Here is a 21,292-nt window from a genome sequence, read left to right as displayed (position 1 = left end):
AATCGTATAAACATCATGAACATAGGAATTTATGTGCTGGTGGCTCTAGTAGCACTTGCACTCGTAGTGGTTAAGAAAACCATCGTTATCATCCCTCAGAGTGAGACGAAAATCATAGAGCGTCTCGGACGATATTTTGCTACGCTCAAGCCGGGTATTAATGTCATCATTCCTTTCATTGACCATGCCAAGGATATTGTGGCGATGAGAAACGGAAGATACGTTTATACAAACAGCATCGACCTTCGTGAACAGGTCTACGATTTCGACCGTCAGAACGTAATCACTAAGGATAATATCCAGATGCAGATAAATGCGTTGCTCTATTTCCAGATTGTGGACCCATTCAAGAGTGTGTATGAAATCAACAATCTGCCAAATGCCATAGAGAAACTGACCCAAACTACCTTGCGTAATATAATAGGTGAGATGGAACTTGACCAGACTCTTACCTCCCGCGATACGATTAACACCAAACTCCGTGCTGTTTTGGATGATGCAACCAATAAGTGGGGAATCAAGGTAAACCGAGTAGAGTTGCAGGATATTACACCTCCAGAGAGTGTGCTCCAGGCGATGGAAAAGCAGATGCAGGCTGAACGCAACAAGCGTGCTACCATCCTGACTTCTGAAGGTGAGAAGGAAAAGCAGCGCCTGCTCTCAGAAGGTGAGAAGGCTGCCATCGTGAACAAGGCTGAGGCTGCCAAACAGCAGGCTATCCTAAATGCAGAAGGTGAGGCTACTGCCCGCATCCGTAAGGCTGAGGCCGAGGCTATTGCCATTCAGAAGATTACGGAAGCTGTAGGACAGAGTACGAATCCAGCCAACTATCTCCTGGCCCAGAAATACATCAGTATGATGCAGGAAGTAGCACAGGGTAAGGATAATAAGGTGGTTTATCTGCCATACGAGGCAACCAATCTCTTGGGCTCTATAGGAGGAATCAAAGACCTTTTCAAGGGATAAAGACCTCTGAGTCGATGGATAATGCCCTTTGACTCAAGAAATAAAGCACTCAGACATCAGTAAACTGTAACTTCAGTAAATATATAAAACAGGATAAAAATGAAGAAAATCTGTATCATTGCAGGTGCAAGACCTAACTTTATCAAGGTTGCGCCCGTAATTAGAGCAATTCGTAATGCTCAGGAAGCTGGTAACGAAATCAGCTATCAGTTGGTTTACACAGGAAAAGAGGATGACCCGACACTGGAATCTTCTCTTTTCGATGACTTAGGCATTCAGAAACCGGATGCTTATCTCGGCGTAGACTGTCCAAACATGAACGAACTTACCGGACAGGTGATGGGTCAGTTTGAGCGCTATCTGCAGCAGAATGCTACAGATGTTGTCATTGTGGTTGATGATCTGGCTTCAACCATGGCTGTGGCTATTGTTACCAAGAAGCAGGGTGTGCAGCTTGCTCATATTGCAGCCGGAACCCGCAGTTTTGACATTACCATGCCAAAGGAAATCAACCGTCTGGTGATTGATGGCTTGTCAGATATTCTCTTTACCGCTGGCATTTCAAACAACAGCATCGCCAACAAGGAAGGTGCAGAATTGTCTAAGGTTTACATGGTAGGAAATGTGCTTATCGACAACATCCGCTTCCTTCAGTCTAAAATGCAGCGGCCTGAAGTCATGGACGAGTTTCATCTGAAAGAAGGAGAATATATGGTTCTGACCTTGAACCGCAAGGCCATCGTCAATAACATTGATGAGATGAAATCGCTCATTTCTGTCATAGATGAAGAGGCGCGCCAGGCTGGAGTGAAGGTGATTGCTCCGCTTCGAGGTAAAGCCTTGGGCTTCGTGCTCGCATTCAAGGCTTATCAGGAAGAGAGTAATCATCAGAGTGGAATCCAGGTGGTTCAGCCGCTCGATTATCTGTCGTTTGCTTATCTTACAGCTCACGCCAAAGGTGTGATTACCGATTCGGGTAATGTGGCTGAAGAAGCTACCTTCAATGGGGTTCCTTGCATTACGCTCAACAGCTATACTGAGCATATTGAAACTGTAAAGGTGGGTACAAACGAACTGGTTGCTGAAGATCCGGAGTTACTGAAGCAAACTATGCAGAAACTTCTGAAGGGTGAATGGAAGAAAGCGGGCATTCCTGACAGATGGGATGGCCGCTCAGCAGAAAGAATAGTCCAGATTCTCGCTGAATAGAATCTTAACTCATAGGTATAATCTCATGGAGAGAGATAATTCTATGTAAACTGATTCTTTTCAGAATAAACTTAGAGGTTCACTTCAATATGATTATATTGAAAAGTGAACCTCTTTCTTTTTATGCTTTATCTTTTTCTTAACTTAAAACCATCCTTTTCCTTAATCCTTTTCAGGCGCCTTTGGCACAGGATAGTCGTATTGCTTGAAATAGGCTGGCGTCTTATTATCATACCATACTCCTTCTACGTTTAAGCCGATAGAGAAAGTCTTTTTGGAATTAGTGTATCTTACACCGGCTCCTAAAACGTTGGCGCCAGGTACTCCCATTCCGTAGCCACCCGGCATGATTCCTCTTCCCATACCCCAAGGATACATTCCGTAGCCCCAAGGCGAATAGCCGTATGGACCATAGCCATAACCGCCATAACGGCCGTAAAGAGAATTGTAATTGTTGGCTACACTAAGCTGACCGTAAACGTAAGCCTCCCAATGCTCATTAAACTGGTAGCCCAGAATGCCGTAGACTCCACCGTCATGATAACTGTCTCCACCATAGTTTACGTTGTTGATATAAGTGCCCAGAGCCAACCAGAGTTTGTTGTCTTTGGTGAGTGGCGTTAGGTAGGTTGCATCGATGGTCTGAGTGAAACCGCCTCTGTGAGGCACATTCTTGCCGAATGTGGCAAAGGCAGAAAGATCTACCGAGAGATTCAATCCCTTGTGCAGCCCCCAGCCATAGCCCAACGGATAACTCAAGCCGTTGGTAAGGTTGGAGATGGGATTATTATAATAGGTGCTGTCTAGCGAAGCATCACCCAGCAATCCGTTTTTGCCGGGAGTTTCTCTTTTATCTGATAGTCGGGCAGGAGTCATATATGCATTCTTCACCGGTTTTCCCTGATAAATCATAGGTTTTCCTGCCTGGTAAACCGTATCGCCAGGCAGCAACCATTCTTCACGCGGACTGTCCGGACTGTGCAATGGTCCGAAGCTTACCTGTTGCTGTGCACTTGCTTCTGTAGTGAGGAATGTGCAAAAAGCGATGATAATATTTATTTTTTTCTTCATAATTGATTGCATTTTCTGTCTTCTGCTGCAAAGATATGAAGAATGTATGAAACAAAGTAACTTTTCCCGCATAAAAAATCAATTTTTTAGAATAAAATCATTATCTTTGCATCCGATAACATAAATAGATGTAAAATTATACAAAAATATGAAGAAGATCATCAGATTATTGACACTTGCTCTTCTTACGGTGCCTGTTACGACATTCGCTCAGAGTGAAGGCAATCAGAACACATCAGAACCAGCCGGAAAAGTTGTGGCGTCTAAGCCCGATTCTCTGCTCGACTGGGAAACACCGCACGATCCAACTTGCCCTCAGGTGTTGCTGGAAACTACGATGGGCAACATACTCGTGGCTCTCTACAACGATACTCCCAAGCATCGGGATAATTTCCTGAAACTTGTCAATTCGGGCTATTATGACGGTTGCATCTTTCAGCGTGTCATCAAGAATTTCATGATTCAGGGTGGCGATTATTCATGCAGAAAGGTGAATATGGAAAAGCCGCAGAAGTTTGATGTAAACTATACGGTTCCGGCAGAAATCATCTATCCTAAATATTATCATAAGCGCGGACAGCTCTGTGCTGCTCGCGAAGGAGATGATGAAAATCCGACCAAAGCTTCGGCGCCTACTGATTTCTACATCACCTGGGGCAGAAATTTTTCTCCACGGCAGATGGAATATTATGTAGAAAAACTGAAACGGGACGGCAAGTATTACGCCATTCCTTCAGAACAGTTGCAGAAGGGCTACATCAAGCATGGTGGTGTTCCTCACCTTGACAACGGCTACACTGTATTCGGAGAGGTGCTTGAAGGCATGGATGTGGTTGATAAGATTCAGAATGTGGCTACCGATAAGGCGAACAACGACAGACCTCTCACGGATGTCATCATTCTGAAAGCCAAGCAGATGAAGTAACTTTCGGATGGTAAACTGAAGAAATAAGTAACTGAGCCCATTAAAAGAGAAAAAATCGATAAGTAAAAATATAAAATACGAGAAAAATGAAGTCATTAAAGGAATTATATAGAGTAGGTAAGGGACCATCGAGCAGTCATACGATGGGGCCTCAGCGTGCTGCCAAACTTTTTCTGGAGCGTTGCCCTAACGCTTCTTATTATGAAGTAACCCTCTATGGAAGTCTGGCTGCTACAGGTAAGGGACACATGACTGATGTGGCAATAGAAGAAGTGCTCAGACCTCATAAAACTGTGAATATTATCTGGCAGCCACAGACTTTCCTGCCTTATCATCCCAACGGAATGAAATTTGTGGGCAAGGATCTGAACGGCGATATTATTGATGAATGGACCGTTTACAGCATTGGTGGTGGAGCCATATCAGATGGTACTGCCGGCAACGAAGAGCTGGGCGCCAAGGATGTTTATGATCTGAACAAGCTCGCCGACATCAAGCAATGGTGCTATGATAACGGACGCTCATTCTGGGAGTATGTTGAGAAATGCGAATCGGAAGATATCTGGGATTATCTCGACATGGTTTGGCAAACGATGAAGCAGAGCATCAGGAATGGTTTGGACCATGAAGGTGTTTTGCCTGGTCCGCTGAAGCTACAGCGTAAGGCTGCCACCTATTTTATAAAGGCGAAGGGTTATCGTGCTTCCCTGCAGAGCCGCGGCTTGGTTTATGCTTATGCGCTGGCTGTGAGCGAAGAGAATGCTTCGGGTGGCACCATCGTTACAGCTCCTACCTGTGGCGCCTGTGGTGTATTGCCAGCTGTACTCTACCACATGTTTACTTCTCATGATATGAGTGAACAGCGCATCTTGAGAGCCTTGGCTACAGCCGGATTGGTGGGCAACATCGTAAAGCAGAATGCTTCTATCAGTGGTGCTGATGTAGGTTGCCAGGGCGAGGTAGGTGTTGCCTGCGCCATGGCTTCGGCTGCAGCCTGCCAGCTTTTCGGAGGCAGTCCGGCTCAGGTAGAATATGCTGCCGAAATGGGATTGGAGCATCATCTCGGAATGACCTGCGACCCGGTTTGCGGACTGGTTCAGATTCCTTGCATCGAGCGAAATGCCTTTGCTGCCGCCCGAGCTTTGGATGCAGACCTCTACGCTTCCTTCTCAGATGGCCATCATACCGTATCTTTCGACCGCGTGGTTGAAGTAATGCGACAGACGGGTCATGACCTACCTTCGCTTTACAAGGAAACAAGCGAAGGCGGTTTGGCAAAGGGATTTCCAAGAGACATTTAGTCATAAAATGCTTCGCTGAATCATAAAATGTTTTTCAGCTATTTTATTCTGTTTGGTAAGAGGGCTTTTATTTTGGCACGCTATTTGTAAGCCCCCTTGCCAAACAATAATAAAGTAAATACGAATAAAAACATTTTATATTATGGCACAGAAAGGTAATATTGGTGTAACGACAGAGAACATTTTCCCTGTCATCAAGAAATTCTTATATTCAGATCACGACATCTTCCTCCGTGAGATGGTTTCAAACGCCGTAGATGCTACACAGAAGTTGAAGACTCTTGCAGCTCAGGGCGATTTCAAGGGTGAGATAGGCGACACAACCGTTCGTGTCTCTCTCGATGAGAAGGCTGGAACCTTGACTATCAGCGACCATGGTATAGGTATGACTGAGGAGGAAATCGATAAATATATCAACCAGATTGCATTCTCAGGCGTAACTGACTTCCTCGACAAGTATAAGGAGAATGCCAACGCCATCATCGGCCACTTCGGTCTCGGCTTCTATTCTTCTTTCATGGTAGCCAGCAAGGTAGAAATCATCACTAAGAGCTACAAAGAGGGAAGCAAGGCTGTAAAGTGGAGCTGCGATGGTTCACCTGCTTTCGAAATCGAAGATGCAGACAAGGCTGAGCGTGGTTCAGACATCATCCTCCATATTGCTGATGATTGCAAGGAATTCCTGCAGAAGAGCAAGATTGAGGAACTTCTGAACAAGTACTGCAAGTTTATGGCCGTGCCTGTAGCCTTCGGCAAGAAGACCGAGTGGAAGGACGGCAAGAATGTGGAGACTGATGAGGATAACATTATTAATAATGTGGAGCCTCTCTGGACCAAGACTCCTAGCACCTTGAAGGATGAGGACTACAAGAAGTTTTATCACACCCTTTATCCAATGCAGGACGACCCGTTGTTCTGGATTCATCTGAATGTAGACTTCCCATTCAATCTCACGGGTATTCTCTACTTCCCACGCATCAAGAGCAGCATCGACATGCAGCGCAACAAGATTCAGCTCTATTGCAACCAGGTGTTCGTAACCGACCAGGTAGAAGGCATTGTACCAGAATTCCTCACATTGCTTCATGGTGTAATCGATTCACCGGACATTCCGCTGAACGTAAGCCGCAGCTACCTGCAGAGCGACAGCAACGTGAAGAAGATTTCTACCTACATCACCAAGAAGGTAGCCGATCGTCTGAACTCAATCTTCAAGGAGAACCGCAAGGAGTTTGAAGAGAAATGGGATGATCTCAAGATCTTCATCAACTACGGAATGCTCTCTCAGGAAGATTTCTACGAGCGCGCAAAGGACTTCGCACTTCTGAAAGATGTTGAGGGCAAGTACTTTACTTTCGAGGAGTACAAGACGCTGATTAAGGACAATCAGACCGATAAGGACGGCAACCTGGTTTATCTCTATGCCAACAATAAGGAAGAGCAGTATTCTTATATCGAGGCTGCCAAGCAGAAGGGTTATTCTGTACTCCTGATGGAAGGTCAGCTCGATACGCCGATGGTAAACATGCTGGAGCAGAAGCTGGAGAAGAGCCGCTTTACACGTGTTGACGCCGACATCATCGACCGCCTCATCGTGAAGGAAGATGCTAAGAAGACCGATTTGAGCAAAGAGCAGTCTGACAACTTGACAGAAGTATTCCGCTCTCAGATGCCTCAGCTTGACAAGGCAGAATTCTTTGTTGAAATTCAGGCTTTGGGCGAACAGAACCAGCCAGTGCTCATCACTCAGAACGAGTACATGCGCCGTATGAAGGCGATGAGCCAGTTCCAGGCAGGCATGAACTTCTACGGTCAGATGCCAGACAGCTACAACATCGTACTGAACTCAGACCATGCTCTGGTAAAGAAGGTATTGGAAGATGCTGAGGCCAACACTGCTGAAACATTGAAGCCAATCCTTGCAGAAATCAAGGGTCAGGAAGCTCGCCTTGCCGTACTCCATCAGGAACAGAACAAGAAGAAGCCTGAAGAGATTACCCAGCAGGAGAAGGATGATGTTCACAATACAGAGAAGGCCATCAGCGATGAGAAGGCTAAGCGCAACGAAATCATCTCGGGCTATGCTAAGAACAACAACATTGTTCACCAGCTCATCGACCTCGCCCTGCTTCAGAACGGTATGTTGAAGGGTGCTTCGCTCGACGCATTCCTCAAGAGAAGCGTTGACATGATTAAGTAATCCAACCTGTAAAAAGGTTTGAATTAAGAAATAAAACTTTGCGATGCGTAACATTTCATGTTACAAATTGTTTCTATCATATGTGCTAAATGTTTCAAAACGAACATTTAGCACATTTTTTTTCGCTTTCCTTTGGTGGCTTTCCTTTTTTTTATTACCTTTGCAATATCGATAAACGAAAAACATGATAAAAAAAATCGCCATCATGGAACAAACAAATTCAAATTACAGCATTATTGCTGATTATTACTCTGAACACTACAACGAGCTGAAGTTGTATGTCATGTCCCGTTCGCTTCCGGCAGACGAGGCTGAAGACATCGTGCAGAATACTTTTGTGCGATTACTTCGAGGCGATAAGATGATTACGCCTGTTACTTTACCTTGTTTTGTATACACCATTGCCAAGAATCTGATTATCGATTATTACCGGCGCAAGCATAAGATTGAGGAGTATGAACACTTCCTGGGAGCTAGCGACTGGATGGGAAGATATGATGTTGATGGCGAATCAGTTTTCTCTGCCCAGCAGACCAACGAGATTCTGGAGCGTGGCATTGCCCGGCTCACAGAGAAGAGAAGCAAGGTTTACCGCCTGAATCTCTTCGAAGGAATGCAGGTGAGCGAGATTGCCCAAAGTCTGAACCTCGGATATAAAGCGGCTGAGAATCGTCTGACTCTGGCTAGAAAAGAAATAAGAGATTATATGAAAAAAGAGTTGGCTAGTTAAAATGCTAGTCAACTCTTTCTGTTTATTCTTACTGCCTTGCTGAAAGGCAATTCTTAACTATTTTTTTAGTTTTCCTTAAACCCGATTACTCTTGTCAAACCTTTATCAAGATAAAAGGTTTGGGTTACTTCCTGCTTCTCGCCCTGATGGTTGGTCAGCTTGTATGTAGCCCTTAAATATAATAAGGTGTCGGGATAAGCTGCATCATTATAATTAATATTCTTCTTGACGTAAGGCAGTTTGCTGACATTTTGTCGCATCACCTTCATCTGGTCGAAACTGATCATGGCGGTAGGAGTGAGGCGGGAGAACCGCTCATAGCTGCAGTCCTGCTCAACGAGGTTTTCATTAAGAAAATCCTTGACAAGAGATTGAGCCTTGTGCTGATCGCCACACGAGGTGAACATCAGCACAAGTCCTGAAACCATGAAAAACATCATTTTCTTTATCATAGACATCTTCTTTTTATTAAGCCGCACTGCTTTTATTAAGCTCGTTGTTTTATTTAGCACGCTTGCTTATTTAGCCACGCTGCGGAGAATCTCCAGCAAGTGATCCCAAACCATCTCTACAGTAGGAATGAGAAGAGCCTCGTCTGGGGTGTGAACATTGCGAAGGGTAGGACCGAAACTTACCATATCGAGCTCAGGATAACGCTCTGAGAAAAGACCACACTCCAAACCGGCATGAATACCCTTTACCAATGGCTTTTTGCCAAAGAGCTTTTCATAAGCCTTCACAGCCAGGTCGGTAAGCTCGCTGTTGGCGCGCATCTTCCAAGCTGGATACTTGTCGCCTACAGTTACCTCGGCGCCAGCCAGAAGGAAGGCTGCCTTTACGGTGTTGGTCATGTTCTCCAGATTGCTCATCACGTTACTTCGCTGAGAAGCTACGATGTTGATGCTGTTTTCATCGGTCATCACGCTTGCCACATTGCTTGAGGTTTCTACCATCCAGGCAATCGCCTCATCCTGACAGGTAGTAAGCGGACCGTTGTCTACAGCCTGGAGAGCCATTACGAACTTGTCAGCTACAGCTTTCTCGATGACAGGTGCAGCATCGGTGCTGCTCATATTGAACAGCATAGCCTGTTCGGTTACGTGGAATTCATCTTCTACTTCTGATGCAAAGATGTTCCAGTCGGCACGAACCTGTTCCTTATCAGCATTTTTGACGGCGAAAACAATTTTTCCGTCGCGAGGAATCGCATTGTGCATTTTGCCGCTGTTGAAGCTTACGAGGCGCAGACTTCCATCCAGTTTCTCATTTTCGAGGAAGAGGAAGCGGGCAAGAATCTTGATGGCATTGGCGCGCTTCTTGTTGATGTCATCGCCCGAGTGACCACCGTTGAGACCCTTCAGTGAAGCTTCCATGAAGAAATAACCCGCAGGAGTCTCTTCGCGTGAGAAGTGGAAAGTGGCATGGGTTGTCTGACCACCGGCACAGGATACGAAGATTTCGCCCTCATCCTCTGAGTCAAGATTGATGAGCATCTTTCCGGTCATAAAGCCCGCCTTCATACCGTGAGCACCGGTCAGTCCGGTTTCTTCATCACGTGTAAAGACGCACTCGATAGGACCATGCTCAATATCGTTGCTTGCCAGGATAGCCAGCTCGATGGCGCAGCCTATACCGTCGTCAGCACCCAATGTAGTGCCTTTTGCCTTAAGCCATTCTCCGTCTACGTAAGTCTGGATGGCGTCTTTGTGGAAATCGAAATCAACATCTACCAGTTTATCGCAAACCATGTCCATGTGGCTCTGCAGGATGATGGTTTCAGCATGCTCGTAGCCTGGAGTGGCAGCTTTACGGATGAGCACATTACCGGTTTCATCTACCAGCGTTTCGAGCTGATGAGCCTCTCCGAAAGATTTCAAAAACTCAATCATGTTCTCCTCGTGCTTGGAAGGACGAGGTATTTCGTTGATTTTTGCGAACTGCTCGAACACGAGAGCAGGCTTCAATTCACTTTTATTCATTTATTTTCTATTATTTTGTTTTGATAAAACATTTATTTCTGCTATTTTGTTTTGGTTATTCCCAAAAAAATAGTACCTTTGCACCCAAAAGTGCACTAAGGCACTGCAAAGGTAATAAAAATGATAAAATTAATGTTATTAAGCGTGTTAATAATTGCTATCTGCATGGCATTATTTTGCGTAAAGGTGATTTTTAAGAAGAACGGCAAGTTCTCTTCCCAGCATGTGCACGACAATTCGGGCTTGCGCAAGCAGGGCATTCATTGTGTGGTGGATCAGGACCGCGAGGCAAGGGAAGCCAACAAGGCTTATTAGAAAATAGTAATAATATAATATGATAGAAAAAATGAGAAAGAACATTTTGAGTTCAGTGGCAATTGCAGCTGTTGCTGCCCTGTCATTGGCATCATGCAACAAATCTCAGCCTCAGGTAGAGGCTAAGTCAGAGAGCAAGGCTCCTGCTGAATTGAAGATTGCTTATGTAGAGGTAGACTCTATCATGACTCAGTATACCTTTGCTAAGGAGTATTCTTCTATCTTGGAGAAGAAGGGTCAGAACATTCAGGCTACTATTGCGCAGAAGGGCCAGCAGCTTCAGGCAGCAGCAGCCAACTTCCAGCAGAAGATTCAGCAGAATGCTTACACCCGCGAGCAGGCTGAGGCTATCCAGGCTGGACTGCAGAAGCAGAACAACGACCTGCAGGGCTTGCAGCAGCGCTTGAGCAACGAGTTTGCTGCTGAGCAGGAGAAGTACAACAAGGCGCTCCACGACAGCATTGCCAACTATCTTGCCCGCTATAACAAGGACAAGAAGTACAGCATCATCTTCTCTAAGAGCGGCGATAATCTGCTCTATGCTGACAAGGCTTACGATATTACAAAAGAGGTGATTTCCGGCTTGAACAAGGCTTACAAGGGAAAGCTGAAGAAAGAGGAGGCTGCTCCTGCTAAAAAGTAAGAGAAATGCTTCGTAAGGAAAGATACGATTTTATATTGAATCATTTCAGAAGTGCGCTGCCGAATGTAACTACCGAGTTGCAGTTCGGTAGCGCATTTCAGCTTCTGGTGGCTACCTTGCTTTCTGCGCAATGTACCGACAAACGCATCAACATGGTTACGCCTGCTCTCTTTGCCCGTTATCCTGATGCGCAGCACATGGCACAGGCGAGCGAGGAAGATATTTATGAGTTGATCAGTTCGGTGAGTTATCCGAATGCCAAGGCGAAGCATCTTGCTGAAATGTCTCGCCAGCTGGTTGAGATGTTCGGAGGTGAGGTGCCTGAGGCTGCGGATGATTTGGAGAAGTTGGCAGGAGTGGGGCGCAAGACTGCGAATGTGATTCGTGCCGTATGGTTCGGTCATGCTACGATGGCGGTGGATACGCATGTTTACCGTGTGAGTCATCGTATGGGGTTGGTGCCGAAAACGGCAGATACGCCCCGAAAAGTAGAAGATTATCTGATGAAACACATTCCGGCTGAGGATATTCCGAATGCGCATCATTGGATTCTGCTGCATGGCAGATATATTTGCAAGAGTACGAAGCCGCTCTGCGATAAATGCTTTTTTAATGAATATTGCCCAAAACTATTAAAGGACAGTAAGCTTTAGAAATAGTTAATAGTTTATAGTTTATAGTTTATAGCGGCTTCGCCGTACAGCAAACTAGCTTAAAGTAGAGGGAAGATGATAAAAAAATAGTTTATAGTAAATAAGAACTCTGCTTGTCGCAAGAAAGCCCTATTTACTATAAACTATTAACTATTAACTGATTCTGACTGTTTTATTCAAGAGATAGTTATCCAGGATAACCATGGCAGCCATGGCTTCAACCACCGGCACGGCTCTTGGCAAAACGCAAGGATCATGACGGCCGCGGGCAGTCAGCATGGTGGCATTTCCTTCCAAATCTACCGTATTCTGCTCCATCAGCAGAGTAGCAATTGGCTTAAAGGCAACACGGAAATAGATGTCCTGACCATTGCTCAAACCGCCCTGTATTCCTCCGCTATGATTGCTCTTTGTTGTAATACGGGCAGCAATATCCTGATTCACAGCAGCATCAGCTGGCGTCTCTGCAGCATCAGCCTTCGGGATAAAGACATCATTCTGCTCACTTCCGCGGGCAGTAACTCCGGCAAATCCCTCACCATATTCAAAACCCTTCACGGCGTTAATGCCAAGCATGGCAGCACCCAGTTGGGCATGAAGCTTGCCAAATTCAGGCTCGCCCAATCCTACCGGGCAACCCTTGATGACGCAAGTGATGATTCCACCAATCGTATCGCCGTCGGCCTTAACCTGGGCGATGAGATCTTCCATCTCCTTCGCCTTCCGCTGGTCAGGACAGCGCACCGGATTATCTTCTATGGTGTTAAGGTCATACAGATGATAATCTTTCTCCAGCGCGATGCTGCCCACCTGCGATGTATAGGCCGTGATGCTGATGCCCAACTGTCGCAAGGCAAGTTTAGCCAAGGCTCCGCCTACGCATCGGGCAATGGTGATGCGGGCTGAAGAACGGCCGCCGCCACGATAGTCGCGTACGCCATACTTCTCGTGATAGGTGAAATCTGCGTGAGAAGGGCGGAAGAGACAGCGCATGTTCTCATAGTCCTGAGAATGCTGGTTCTGGTTACGCACCTCAAAGCCGATAGGGGTTCCTGTTGATTTGCCTTCGAACACACCACTCAGAAACTCTACCTTGTCAGCTTCCTTTCTGGCCGTAGTGATGTGGCTCTGTCCTGGGCGTCGGCGGTTCAGCTCGCTCTGGATAAAGTCCATGTCGATTTCTATGCCTGCAGGAAATCCGTCAATAACGCCTCCTACAGCTATTCCATGACTCTCTCCAAACGTAGTGAGAGTGAAAAGATTACCAAATGTATTCCTCATTACCTTAATATATTATAAAGGTGTTTATTACTTGTTGCAGCCGCCTTCGCAACCACCTTCACAGTTGCCATCCTTGCAGTCGCCGCCGCAGTTGTCGCAGCCACCTGAGCAGCCGCCACCTTCGCCGCTGATCATCTGAGCCATCTTGGCAATCTCCTCAGCAGTAGCCTCGCGGCTCTCGAGAATCTGACCGCAGAAGTTGAGCTTCAAGCCAGCCAATGGGTGGTTCAGGTCGCAGGTTACCTTTGTATCGCTGATGTTCTTCACGACTGCGTTGAAGTGGTTGCCATCCTCGTTCTGCAATGGGATGATAGCGCCTACCTGTACGTGCTGTGCATCAAACTGGCCGTTGACGGTAAAAATCTGCTTGTCGAGCTCCAGTACGCGTTCATCATAGTGCTGTCCGTAAGCCTGCTCTGGGTCCAGCTGGAAGTCGAACTCTTCACCTTTAGCCAGGTTTACCACCTTCTCTTCGAAAGCTGGCAGGGTAACGCCCATACCGCTGATGAAGATGAACGGACGCTCGTCGGTTGTGCGCTCGATGAGCATCTCCTCGCCGTTGTCACCATTAGTTACATCATACAGTGCGTATGAAACTACAATAAACTTGTTTTTGTTGTTTGTTTCCATTTCTATATTTATTTTTTATTATTTCTTTTTCTTTTCTGAATGCTTACGCTCTTTACCATCTCCATGCGCTCCAGATAGATAGGGCGCCATTTGTCGATGATGTCCTGCAGACTTTTGCTCTTCTGCGAGAGTTCAGCGTATTCCTCGCCGTCGGTCAGATTCTCTTTCTTGAGATCCAGCATTCGGGCGATGAGCTGTTTCTGGTGTTCCTCAGCCGCCTTGAGCTGGTTGCCCAGTTTCTCGAGACTTTCCATAAAGGCGAGTGCCTTGTCTATATGATTTTCCTGTACCATTTTGCTTGTTTTATAGGTTGAATCTTTTGCAAAGGTACAAATAATAATTGGTATAAACGAAGAAAAAGGGCTTTTTTTTCGATGATATTACAAAATGATAGAGAAAATGTAATATCTCTAACGTTCTGATGCCTATTTCGGTGTATTGTTGTTGATTTAAGTCAAGAAATAGGCGGAAAACTGAAAATATCCCAAGAAATGTTTGCGCACACAGAGAAAAGTTCGTATCTTTGCAGCGTCTTAAAGAAAAAGACTATAGGATAATGTTTAACAGAGCCGGCGTCTACGGATGTGCAGGACTCACAAAGTAAAGAAAGGTAAAAAGATTATGAAGAAGATTATGGTATTAGCAGTAGCTATGTTTGCAATGGCAACAGCTACTTTCGCAGCAGAAGAGGAGACAAATGCAACAGCAGCTTACAACATGAATGTAAAGATGTCTAGCTTGGCAGATGCTTTGAGCTTGAACATCGACCAGGTAGAGGCTGTAGCTGATGTACACAAGAACTTCACCGCAGACATGATGAATGCTGCAACAGCAAAGGGTGAGGATCGTTCTGCAATGATTGACAAGGCAGTTTTGAAGGATCTCAAGTACATGCACGTTATCTTGGACAACAGTCAGTATCGTAAGTACGTGATGCTTCTCAACACAACCCTTATCAACCGTGGTTTGAAGTAATCATCTTTTATAGATGAGAAAAATAAGAGAGAGATTTAAAATAAGAATCCCAGTCGAGGTTTTATCCTGACTGGGATTTTTTTTGCTTTTGAGCCTTCAGTCCGTACTTAAATCACTTGCTAAACTTAGCTTCCTGATATGCGAAAGGAATGTGTAAATGCGTCATCAGCACAGGCTGCTCATGGTGGATGATGATTCGGATTACGGCTGTGTGATTTTTGCCCTAATCCGGCTCAGGCTTGCCTGCGTTACACCTAAATAGGTGGCGATGCTTCCCAATGGCAACCTTTGTAATAAGTCTGGTTCTTTCTCTAGCAGCTCCTTGTACCTTTCCGAAGCGATGGCGGATAGCATGGAAATCAGTCGTTCCTCGGTGGCAAGCAGCTCCATCTCTGCATAACGCCGCCCCCAATTGGCGATGTGTAAATCATCCAAAAACAACTCTTTCAGCTGTTTTCTTTCCAATTTATATAAGACCGAATCTTCCATCAACTCCATCGTCTCATATCCTGGCTCGTCGTTCACATAGCCTTTCAAGGAGACAATAGTCGCTCCCTCTTTGCCAAACCAAAAGGTAATTTCCCTTCCGTCCACTGAAGTATATGCGCGGACAATGCCTTTCTTGATGAAAAAGATGTTCTTCTCCACCTTACCTCTTTCCAACACCCGGAATCCTTTGGGATATGAAACTTCCGTTAAGCATCGCTGCAATTTGTCCAAAGACGCATCCGGCATGGCGTATCTCTTATTAATGATTTCTTTTATATCCATATTCTTTTTTGCTGTATTTGGTGTGCAAAATTATAAAATTTCACACGAAAACGAAAGTAAATGGTTATTTTTTTGCAAATGCAAAATCCGTTTTTGTCAAATGCAAAAAGCTTTTAGTTTTTTATTGCTTACTTTTGCACCCGAATTTAAAATTATAAAATAAATTAATAGATATGAATTGGATAATTTTATTGTTCGCAGGATTATTTGAGGTGAGCCTCACGTTCTGCTTGGGAAAAGCGAGAGCAGCATCAGGAATTTGGTTTTATCTGTGGGGGAGCGGTTTCCTTGCTTCCACCATTCTGAGCATGGCTTTTCTCGCCAAGGCGGTGCAGACTTTGCCTTTGGGCACGGCCTACGCCATCTGGACAGGCATCGGGGCAGTGGGTACGGTTTTGATAGGAATATTCGTTTTCAAGGAACCAGCCACTCCCATCAGGCTTTTCTTCCTCTTCACGCTCATTGCTTCCTTGATTGGATTGAAGATTGTGTCATATTAAAAAAAGAGAGGCGAAAAATGAAGTATGAATTGAGAGAGAACCAAGGTATTCCGGCACCTCTGCTGGCTCTGATGGCAGTAGCTACCGGACTTTCCGTTGCCAACTGCTATTACAACCAGCCCTTGCTGGGCAGTATGGCAAAAGAGTTTGCGGTATCAGACTTTTCTGCCAGCATGGTAGCTACCTTGACCCAGATAGGCTATGTGGTAGGACTTGTATTTGTCATTCCGCTTGGTGATCTGGATTCACGAAAGAAACTGATACAGGCCAATTACATCATTTCTTTGTGCGCCTTGCTTGCCATAGCCCTTGCTCCGAACATCTATTGGGTGTGGGGCGCATCCCTGGTTGCTGGCGCATCTTCGGTAATGCCGCAGTTCTTCATCCCGTTGGTGTCTTATCATTCCACGCCTTCACGCAAGGTGCGCAATGTGGGGATCATACAATCCTGCCTGCTCGTAGGCATTCTAGGTTCACGTGTTTTCAGCGGCCTGCTGGCCGACGAATGGGGATGGCGTTCTGTTTATCTTGTGGCTAGTGTGTTTATGCTCGGATGTTTTCTGCTCATTCACAGGATGCTGCCAGAGTTGTCTGACCGTTCGCGGGAAAACTATGCAGGGTTGATGAAATCATTGTTGCGCCTGCTCCTCAAATACCCATACTTGCAAATCGCGTCGCTAAGGGCGGCATTGGCGTATGGTTCCTTCTTCGCCTTATGGAGTTGCCTGGCCTTCCGGATGAAGCAGGCGCCTTTCTTTGCTGGCGACGACATGATTGGAGCTCTCGGTTTGTGCGGACTGGCAGGTGCATCTACGGTGGTCTTCATCAGCGGCTACGTCCAAAAGTATGGTGCAAGGTTCTTCTCTGTTGCCGGAGGATGCGTCTTGTTGGCTGCCTGGCTGCTGGCATTTTGGGGGAATGACAGCTACTTGTGGATAATAATAGCCATCTTGCTGATTGATGCCGGTATGCAATGCATCCATTTGTCGAATCAGACCAGCGTAGTAGCCCTTGACGCATCTGCCATCAACCGTATCAATACCGTTTATATGACCATTTATTTCCTGGGTGGTTCTGCCGGAACTTTCGTTTCTGGCCTGTCCTGGCAGCATTATGGATGGACAGGCGTGGTTGGGGTAGAGGTTGCCTTTACCGTGGCTTCCTTGCTCATAAACTGCATCAAGCCTAATGGCAAGCCCCATACAGGGCGTGTGGGGCTTACTTGCGAAACTTGAGTCAGATTATTTCAATTTACTCCTTTACGATTTCTTTTCCTGCTGCCTGCCAGCCAATAAAGCCGGAATCGAGTTCTATTACCTGATAGCCGTTCTTTGTCAATATAGCTGCGGCATTTTTGCTTCGCTTGCCGCTTCGGCAGTTTACGGCGATAGTCTTGCTTTTGGGAAGAGTGGCGGCGGCCTTCTGCTCGAAGTCTGATTTCAGTACGTCAATGTTGATTGCCCCGCGAATATGCCCATTGGCAAACTCCTCTGCGGTTCGTACGTCAAGACGGATTACTGCGGTGTCAGCGATGGCTTTCTCATAGTCATCTGCCGACAGACTCTTATAGCCCTTATTTTGCGCCTGACAAGAAGACAGGCTTGATAGCATGGTTATAATGCTCATGATAAATATTTTCTTCATTCTCTAATCTTTTAATAATTATGCGCCTATAATGTAGGAGGATAAGCCATGCTCAACCCCCTACATTCTTGCAATATATCTGCAAAAATACAAAAAATATTCAGAAAAGTGATTTTATGGATGGATTTTGTTTGCAGGGCGAACTTGATTTAACCTTATTTTATAAGATAGAGGGATATTTTGATAATCTGAAATCCTTAATGACCTTAATGACCGGAATTCTCGGTAGAACGAAAACGACCGCTCTCCTCATATTGAGGTGAGCGGTCGTTTTTGTTTTTATCCCATGCAGCTCGTTACTCCGAGCGTAGTAGCGATAGCGGTCAGTATGCTGATGGCTATCTGAAGAATTGTTTTCCAAGTGTTCGCTTTCATCTTTTTTGAATGTTGAATGTTGAGTGTTGAATGTTGAATTTTTTGTGGGCGGATAGGCTGGGCTAGGGGCTAGCACCCTAGCCAGTCTATCCTTGGGCTATTCGAGGCCGTCGCCAGTATTGTCCTTGCCGGTAGTACCGCCGCCTGATTCAGAGCCTTGGCCATCGCTGCCGGTCTGACCGGTGTTTGAACCACCTGGGGTAGAACCGCCTGGCGTATTATCCGGAGTGGTTGGGGCGTTGAGGTCAACGTTGGTCTTACCCTCCTTAATCGCCTTGATAACGGCTGCCTGAGCGCTGCGGCTGGCTACGAGGTTGAACTCGGCGTCATCGCGAAGGTTCTTGAACTCCTGACCAGGCTCCCACTGAACCTTCACACCGGTGATGTTCTGCGAGGTGAACTTGTCAGCATCCTCGGCACCCTTTGAGGTGAGAAGGAGAGAGAAATCACCGAGGTCGCCCAGACGGATTTTCTTGCCCTCGAGCAACATCTCACGCATGCAGTCTACGGCGATGTAGAGGATGGCGCTGATGTCAGCTCTCGAATAAACACTACCATGAGAAGTGATGTGCTTGGCAAACTTCTCGATGGTCATGATGTCGGTGTACTGCGAGATGGCGAAAGCATTCTGCTTCTCGGTCTTCACGAGTTCCAGGTCCTTTGGGTCAGGGATTGTACCCTCCTTCTTAGCCTGGTTGATGCGTGACTTCGCCTGGTTGATTTCCAGAAGATTTGCGTTCACGCTACGCATTACGATGCTGTAATTAATCATAGTCGTTTGCAGTATGTTTAGTGTCCGTGTTTTGCAACTCCCCAGAACGCCCCGTTCCTGCCGTTTTCGGGGTCTTCATTGATGACCGGCGCCTGCCATCTTTTATAACCCGTGTAGGTCTTAAGAGAAGACCCGGGCAAGGCACAAAAGGCTGTTCTTTCGATTGCCGGTGCAAAGATACAACATTTTTGGGCAGAATGCAAGCTTTCACCCTGACTTTCTATGTGAGAAAAACTGTAAGTAGCTGTAATACAATAAGTTCTATTGATTTTCTGTCTGAACTTTATTGCAAATAACAGAAAAACGCAGAAAAAGTACAATGGAGAACAAAGAAAGGCAAAAGCGGTCATTTCCGGTCATGGTCATTTTCGGTCATTTTCAAAATGAGTTGGGTCATTTTGAGCTATAGTAAATATAAATATATATTTATATTATACTATAGATGACCTTTTCTCCCCCGAAACGAAAATGACCGGAAATGACCATGACCGAAAATGACCGGAATATAATCCTCATAGTGATGGGAGATAATGAATTATTAGATGCGCTAAAGTGTTGGTTATTAATATTATATATGATTTGTATGTAGTCTTGCTATAATTGTGTACGTATAAAATAATCTACATTCATCAGGTTCATATTCGTGCCTTATTGTTCTTCTTTTGCCTGTTTTCTACCTGTCATTTCTTCTATTTTTGTCAAAATTACCTACCTTTAGAGCATGATTTGGAGTCCGAGGAGGGGCATTTTTTACCCTTAGGAGAGGGGTAAAACATCTTCCTAACCCCCATATTTTGTATTTTTCCGTTAAATAACGTGATAAAATTCTTTGGTTTGCCAACTTTTTATTATCTTTGCTAGCAATTAACAAAATATTGACGTAGCAATAGTCCGGAAAGCTAGAAACTGCATAATAACAATACTAAGATGAAAAGAGATAACCTATTGTTATATAGTTATTTAGTATGTATATTTCGTGTGTGAAGTGAAGTCTGTATGTTTGGTTATGAATGGAATATATATTTACTTTTTAAATCATAGCATTCGCTTTTTATGCATTCTTCCAATACCTGTTTTCAGCGATGAAAAACGGAAAAATTAGAATTTTCTGATTACATAAACCCGTTTTTTAGCCCATGAATAGCCGATTTTGCACTTTAATTCATGCCCTCATTGAGCAACTGAAGGAGGAATATCCATTAGCCACGATTCATGGTCATAATGAATTTGCCAATAAGGCTTGCCCCTGCTTTAATGTGAAGAAGGAGTGGGGCTAACAGATAGGGAACGCGCTGCGTTCCCTATTTATACTTATTTCCCAATACAACATGTGGATGTTGCTGATAGTATAGCTCTCTCTTGGATTTTTGGCTAAATGATATGCTAAATAATAATAAAATTGCTGCAAAGTAAGTCTGTTTTCAAAATTTTCAATTATCTTTGCTGATAGCAATTAAAATAGATAAAAGATATTAATCGAATAAAAGTCGTGTTGGTTATCAATATGTAACCACCGATTTGTATTATCTAAAAACTAAGGATTATGGCAAAGATAAAAGTTGAAAATACAGAAATATCTGTTGTTAATGTTCAAAATGAGGATTATATCTCTCTGACAGATATGGCACATAGCCAAATGCAAGAGCATATTATTTTCAGATGGATGAGCCTCAAAAGTACAATAGAATACCTCGGTGAATGGGAAAAGCTATATAATCCGAATTTTAATTGTACCGAATTCGATACAATTAAAAATGCAGCAGGAAGCAACAACTTCGTACTTTCTGTAAAGGCATGGATTCAAAGAACAGGTGCAATAGGCATCATGGCAAAAGCTGGCCGATATGGTGGAACTTATGCTCATCGAGACATCGCGTACCACTTTGGAATGTGGATTAGTCCTCGTTTCCAACTTTTGTTGGTAAAAGAGTATCAACGTCTTAAAGCTGATGAGCAGAAACAATTGTCATGGTCTGCCAAGCGGGAACTATCAAAGATAAACTATCGCATTCACACGGATGCTATCAAAGTAAATCTCATTCCTGCGGAAGTGACTCGTGAGCAAGCTGCCATGAAATATGCTGATGAAGCGGATGTACTCAACATAGCCATGTTCGGCATGACTGCGAAACAATGGCGTGAGCAGAGTCCCGACAAGAAAGGCAACATTCGTGACTATGCCAGTATTAATGAACTTATCTGTCTCTCAAATATGGAGAATCTCAACGCTGTATTTATCAATGATGGTATGGCGCAGTCTGAGCGACTTATCAAGCTCAATCAGATTGCCATTCAGCAGATGAAAATTCTTGAAGATACAGGCGGAAGAAACTTATTAAAATAAAGATTAAT

Annotated in this window: 24 protein-coding genes; 14 read left to right on the top strand and 10 right to left on the bottom strand. The window is 44.9% G+C overall.

What is annotated here, in order from left to right:
* Positions 1-15: 15 nt before the first annotated feature.
* Complete coding sequence (locus ONT08_RS10260) at positions 16-966, top strand: SPFH domain-containing protein (RefSeq protein WP_118415368.1); 951 nt, start codon at positions 16-18, stop codon at positions 964-966.
* Positions 967-1,065: 99 nt separating this feature from the next.
* Positions 1,066-2,175, top strand: coding sequence for a UDP-N-acetyl glucosamine 2-epimerase (locus tag ONT08_RS10255; protein WP_119236308.1), 1,110 nt, complete (start codon positions 1,066-1,068; stop codon positions 2,173-2,175).
* A gap of 162 nt (positions 2,176-2,337) precedes the next feature.
* Here ONT08_RS10255 and ONT08_RS10250 read toward each other — a convergent pair whose 3' ends face one another.
* Entirely contained in the window at positions 2,338-3,246 is a 909-nt protein-coding gene (locus ONT08_RS10250; RefSeq protein WP_264959859.1) for a hypothetical protein, read from the bottom strand.
* A 148-nt stretch (positions 3,247-3,394) separates the two neighbouring features.
* On the opposite strand from ONT08_RS10250, the gene ONT08_RS10245 reads away from it, so the two are divergent.
* The 4 genes from ONT08_RS10245 to ONT08_RS10230 all read left to right on the top strand — a co-directional run bounded on the left by ONT08_RS10245 (position 3,395) and on the right by ONT08_RS10230 (position 8,402).
* Complete coding sequence (locus ONT08_RS10245; RefSeq protein WP_117586549.1) at positions 3,395-4,171, top strand: peptidylprolyl isomerase; 777 nt, start codon at positions 3,395-3,397, stop codon at positions 4,169-4,171.
* 86 nt (positions 4,172-4,257) lie between these two features.
* Entirely contained in the window at positions 4,258-5,472 is a 1,215-nt protein-coding gene (locus ONT08_RS10240) for an L-serine ammonia-lyase (protein WP_264959858.1), read from the top strand.
* A 142-nt stretch (positions 5,473-5,614) separates the two neighbouring features.
* Complete coding sequence (htpG, locus tag ONT08_RS10235; protein ID WP_264959857.1) at positions 5,615-7,672, top strand: molecular chaperone HtpG; 2,058 nt, start codon at positions 5,615-5,617, stop codon at positions 7,670-7,672.
* Positions 7,673-7,856: 184 nt separating this feature from the next.
* On the top strand, positions 7,857-8,402 hold the full coding sequence (locus tag ONT08_RS10230; RefSeq protein ID WP_228112593.1) for an RNA polymerase sigma factor: 546 nt from the start codon (positions 7,857-7,859) through the stop codon (positions 8,400-8,402).
* 65 nt (positions 8,403-8,467) lie between these two features.
* Here ONT08_RS10230 and ONT08_RS10225 read toward each other — a convergent pair whose 3' ends face one another.
* Both ONT08_RS10225 and ONT08_RS10220 read right to left on the bottom strand, forming a co-directional pair.
* On the bottom strand, positions 8,468-8,854 hold the full coding sequence (locus ONT08_RS10225) for a hypothetical protein (protein ID WP_153072469.1): 387 nt from the start codon (positions 8,852-8,854) through the stop codon (positions 8,468-8,470).
* A 66-nt stretch (positions 8,855-8,920) separates the two neighbouring features.
* Positions 8,921-10,381, bottom strand: a complete 1,461-nt coding sequence (locus ONT08_RS10220; protein WP_264959856.1) for an aminoacyl-histidine dipeptidase — start codon at positions 10,379-10,381, stop codon at positions 8,921-8,923.
* 120 nt (positions 10,382-10,501) lie between these two features.
* On the opposite strand from ONT08_RS10220, the gene ONT08_RS10215 reads away from it, so the two are divergent.
* From ONT08_RS10215 to nth, 3 genes are read left to right on the top strand one after another with little or no spacing between them, the layout of a single operon-like run.
* The gene (locus ONT08_RS10215) at positions 10,502-10,696 is read left to right on the top strand and encodes a hypothetical protein (protein ID WP_264959855.1); all 195 of its coding nucleotides are present in this window, start codon (positions 10,502-10,504) and stop codon (positions 10,694-10,696) included.
* 31 nt (positions 10,697-10,727) lie between these two features.
* Entirely contained in the window at positions 10,728-11,339 is a 612-nt protein-coding gene (locus tag ONT08_RS10210; RefSeq protein ID WP_040552750.1) for an OmpH family outer membrane protein, read from the top strand.
* 5 nt (positions 11,340-11,344) lie between these two features.
* On the top strand, positions 11,345-11,992 hold the full coding sequence (gene nth / locus ONT08_RS10205) for an endonuclease III (protein WP_006846651.1): 648 nt from the start codon (positions 11,345-11,347) through the stop codon (positions 11,990-11,992).
* A gap of 153 nt (positions 11,993-12,145) precedes the next feature.
* Here nth and aroC read toward each other — a convergent pair whose 3' ends face one another.
* Genes aroC through ONT08_RS10190 form a run of 3 tightly spaced genes read right to left on the bottom strand, consistent with a single transcriptional unit; the run spans position 12,146 to position 14,196 of the window.
* Complete coding sequence (aroC, locus tag ONT08_RS10200; RefSeq protein ID WP_264959854.1) at positions 12,146-13,273, bottom strand: chorismate synthase; 1,128 nt, start codon at positions 13,271-13,273, stop codon at positions 12,146-12,148.
* Between the two features lie 27 nt (positions 13,274-13,300).
* Positions 13,301-13,903, bottom strand: coding sequence for an FKBP-type peptidyl-prolyl cis-trans isomerase (locus ONT08_RS10195; RefSeq protein WP_006846648.1), 603 nt, complete (start codon positions 13,901-13,903; stop codon positions 13,301-13,303).
* An 8-nt stretch (positions 13,904-13,911) separates the two neighbouring features.
* Positions 13,912-14,196 carry a hypothetical protein gene (locus ONT08_RS10190; protein WP_006846647.1) on the bottom strand — a complete coding sequence of 95 codons (285 nt, stop codon included), beginning with the start codon at positions 14,194-14,196 and terminating at the stop codon, positions 13,912-13,914.
* 328 nt (positions 14,197-14,524) lie between these two features.
* On the opposite strand from ONT08_RS10190, the gene ONT08_RS10185 reads away from it, so the two are divergent.
* On the top strand, positions 14,525-14,878 hold the full coding sequence (locus ONT08_RS10185) for a hypothetical protein (RefSeq protein WP_117586561.1): 354 nt from the start codon (positions 14,525-14,527) through the stop codon (positions 14,876-14,878).
* 201 nt (positions 14,879-15,079) lie between these two features.
* On the opposite strand, the gene ONT08_RS10180 is transcribed toward ONT08_RS10185, so the two are convergent.
* Positions 15,080-15,649, bottom strand: a complete 570-nt coding sequence (locus tag ONT08_RS10180) for a Crp/Fnr family transcriptional regulator (RefSeq protein WP_264959853.1) — start codon at positions 15,647-15,649, stop codon at positions 15,080-15,082.
* A 173-nt stretch (positions 15,650-15,822) separates the two neighbouring features.
* Here ONT08_RS10180 and ONT08_RS10175 point away from each other — a divergent pair, with 173 nt between their 5' ends.
* Both ONT08_RS10175 and ONT08_RS10170 read left to right on the top strand, forming a co-directional pair.
* Positions 15,823-16,149, top strand: a complete 327-nt coding sequence (locus ONT08_RS10175) for a DMT family transporter (protein ID WP_117694755.1) — start codon at positions 15,823-15,825, stop codon at positions 16,147-16,149.
* Positions 16,150-16,166: 17 nt separating this feature from the next.
* Positions 16,167-17,384 (top strand): MFS transporter, encoded by a 1,218-nt coding sequence (locus ONT08_RS10170; RefSeq protein WP_264959852.1) that lies wholly within the window; start codon positions 16,167-16,169, stop codon positions 17,382-17,384.
* A gap of 16 nt (positions 17,385-17,400) precedes the next feature.
* Here ONT08_RS10170 and ONT08_RS10165 read toward each other — a convergent pair whose 3' ends face one another.
* The 3 genes from ONT08_RS10165 to ONT08_RS10155 form a co-directional block, all read right to left on the bottom strand.
* Complete coding sequence (locus ONT08_RS10165; RefSeq protein WP_006846644.1) at positions 17,401-17,793, bottom strand: rhodanese-like domain-containing protein; 393 nt, start codon at positions 17,791-17,793, stop codon at positions 17,401-17,403.
* 279 nt (positions 17,794-18,072) lie between these two features.
* On the bottom strand, positions 18,073-18,168 hold the full coding sequence (locus tag ONT08_RS10160) for a smalltalk protein (RefSeq protein WP_153072405.1): 96 nt from the start codon (positions 18,166-18,168) through the stop codon (positions 18,073-18,075).
* Positions 18,169-18,265: 97 nt separating this feature from the next.
* On the bottom strand, positions 18,266-18,940 hold the full coding sequence (locus ONT08_RS10155; RefSeq protein ID WP_437183600.1) for a DNA-binding protein: 675 nt from the start codon (positions 18,938-18,940) through the stop codon (positions 18,266-18,268).
* A gap of 1,136 nt (positions 18,941-20,076) precedes the next feature.
* Here ONT08_RS10155 and ONT08_RS10150 point away from each other — a divergent pair.
* A complete protein-coding gene (locus tag ONT08_RS10150; RefSeq protein ID WP_006846531.1) occupies positions 20,077-20,217 on the top strand; it encodes an N-acetylmuramoyl-L-alanine amidase in 141 nt (46 codons plus the stop codon).
* Between the two features lie 266 nt (positions 20,218-20,483).
* On the top strand, positions 20,484-21,284 hold the full coding sequence (locus ONT08_RS10145) for a KilA-N domain-containing protein (protein WP_264959851.1): 801 nt from the start codon (positions 20,484-20,486) through the stop codon (positions 21,282-21,284).
* Positions 21,285-21,292: the final 8 nt, after the last annotated feature.

Source organism: Segatella copri (genome assembly GCF_026015465.1).
Classification (GTDB): domain Bacteria; phylum Bacteroidota; class Bacteroidia; order Bacteroidales; family Bacteroidaceae; genus Prevotella; species Prevotella copri_E.
Note: the sequence above shows the minus strand (reverse complement) of the source record. Positions and strands in the feature narration are given on the sequence as shown.

What these genes read in the sequence shown, in the direction of transcription:
- ONT08_RS10260 (WP_118415368.1), top strand. Translation starts at nt 16, where the DNA reads ATGAACATAGGAATTTATGTGCTGGTGGCTCTAGTAGCACTTGCACTC.
- ONT08_RS10255 (WP_119236308.1), top strand. Translation starts at nt 1,066, where the DNA reads ATGAAGAAAATCTGTATCATTGCAGGTGCAAGACCTAACTTTATCAAG.
- ONT08_RS10250 (WP_264959859.1), bottom strand. Translation starts at nt 3,246, where the DNA reads ATGAAGAAAAAAATAAATATTATCATCGCTTTTTGCACATTCCTCACT.
- ONT08_RS10245 (WP_117586549.1), top strand. Translation starts at nt 3,395, where the DNA reads ATGAAGAAGATCATCAGATTATTGACACTTGCTCTTCTTACGGTGCCT.
- ONT08_RS10240 (WP_264959858.1), top strand. Translation starts at nt 4,258, where the DNA reads ATGAAGTCATTAAAGGAATTATATAGAGTAGGTAAGGGACCATCGAGC.
- htpG (WP_264959857.1), top strand. Translation starts at nt 5,615, where the DNA reads ATGGCACAGAAAGGTAATATTGGTGTAACGACAGAGAACATTTTCCCT.
- ONT08_RS10230 (WP_228112593.1), top strand. Translation starts at nt 7,857, where the DNA reads ATGATAAAAAAAATCGCCATCATGGAACAAACAAATTCAAATTACAGC.
- ONT08_RS10225 (WP_153072469.1), bottom strand. Translation starts at nt 8,854, where the DNA reads ATGATAAAGAAAATGATGTTTTTCATGGTTTCAGGACTTGTGCTGATG.
- ONT08_RS10220 (WP_264959856.1), bottom strand. Translation starts at nt 10,381, where the DNA reads ATGAATAAAAGTGAATTGAAGCCTGCTCTCGTGTTCGAGCAGTTCGCA.
- ONT08_RS10215 (WP_264959855.1), top strand. Translation starts at nt 10,502, where the DNA reads ATGATAAAATTAATGTTATTAAGCGTGTTAATAATTGCTATCTGCATG.
- ONT08_RS10210 (WP_040552750.1), top strand. Translation starts at nt 10,728, where the DNA reads ATGAGAAAGAACATTTTGAGTTCAGTGGCAATTGCAGCTGTTGCTGCC.
- nth (WP_006846651.1), top strand. Translation starts at nt 11,345, where the DNA reads ATGCTTCGTAAGGAAAGATACGATTTTATATTGAATCATTTCAGAAGT.
- aroC (WP_264959854.1), bottom strand. Translation starts at nt 13,273, where the DNA reads ATGAGGAATACATTTGGTAATCTTTTCACTCTCACTACGTTTGGAGAG.
- ONT08_RS10195 (WP_006846648.1), bottom strand. Translation starts at nt 13,903, where the DNA reads ATGGAAACAAACAACAAAAACAAGTTTATTGTAGTTTCATACGCACTG.
- ONT08_RS10190 (WP_006846647.1), bottom strand. Translation starts at nt 14,196, where the DNA reads ATGGTACAGGAAAATCATATAGACAAGGCACTCGCCTTTATGGAAAGT.
- ONT08_RS10185 (WP_117586561.1), top strand. Translation starts at nt 14,525, where the DNA reads ATGAAGAAGATTATGGTATTAGCAGTAGCTATGTTTGCAATGGCAACA.
- ONT08_RS10180 (WP_264959853.1), bottom strand. Translation starts at nt 15,649, where the DNA reads ATGGATATAAAAGAAATCATTAATAAGAGATACGCCATGCCGGATGCG.
- ONT08_RS10175 (WP_117694755.1), top strand. Translation starts at nt 15,823, where the DNA reads ATGAATTGGATAATTTTATTGTTCGCAGGATTATTTGAGGTGAGCCTC.
- ONT08_RS10170 (WP_264959852.1), top strand. Translation starts at nt 16,167, where the DNA reads ATGAAGTATGAATTGAGAGAGAACCAAGGTATTCCGGCACCTCTGCTG.
- ONT08_RS10165 (WP_006846644.1), bottom strand. Translation starts at nt 17,793, where the DNA reads ATGAAGAAAATATTTATCATGAGCATTATAACCATGCTATCAAGCCTG.
- ONT08_RS10160 (WP_153072405.1), bottom strand. Translation starts at nt 18,168, where the DNA reads ATGAAAGCGAACACTTGGAAAACAATTCTTCAGATAGCCATCAGCATA.
- ONT08_RS10155 (WP_437183600.1), bottom strand. Translation starts at nt 18,940, where the DNA reads ATGATTAATTACAGCATCGTAATGCGTAGCGTGAACGCAAATCTTCTG.
- ONT08_RS10150 (WP_006846531.1), top strand. Translation starts at nt 20,077, where the DNA reads ATGAATAGCCGATTTTGCACTTTAATTCATGCCCTCATTGAGCAACTG.
- ONT08_RS10145 (WP_264959851.1), top strand. Translation starts at nt 20,484, where the DNA reads ATGGCAAAGATAAAAGTTGAAAATACAGAAATATCTGTTGTTAATGTT.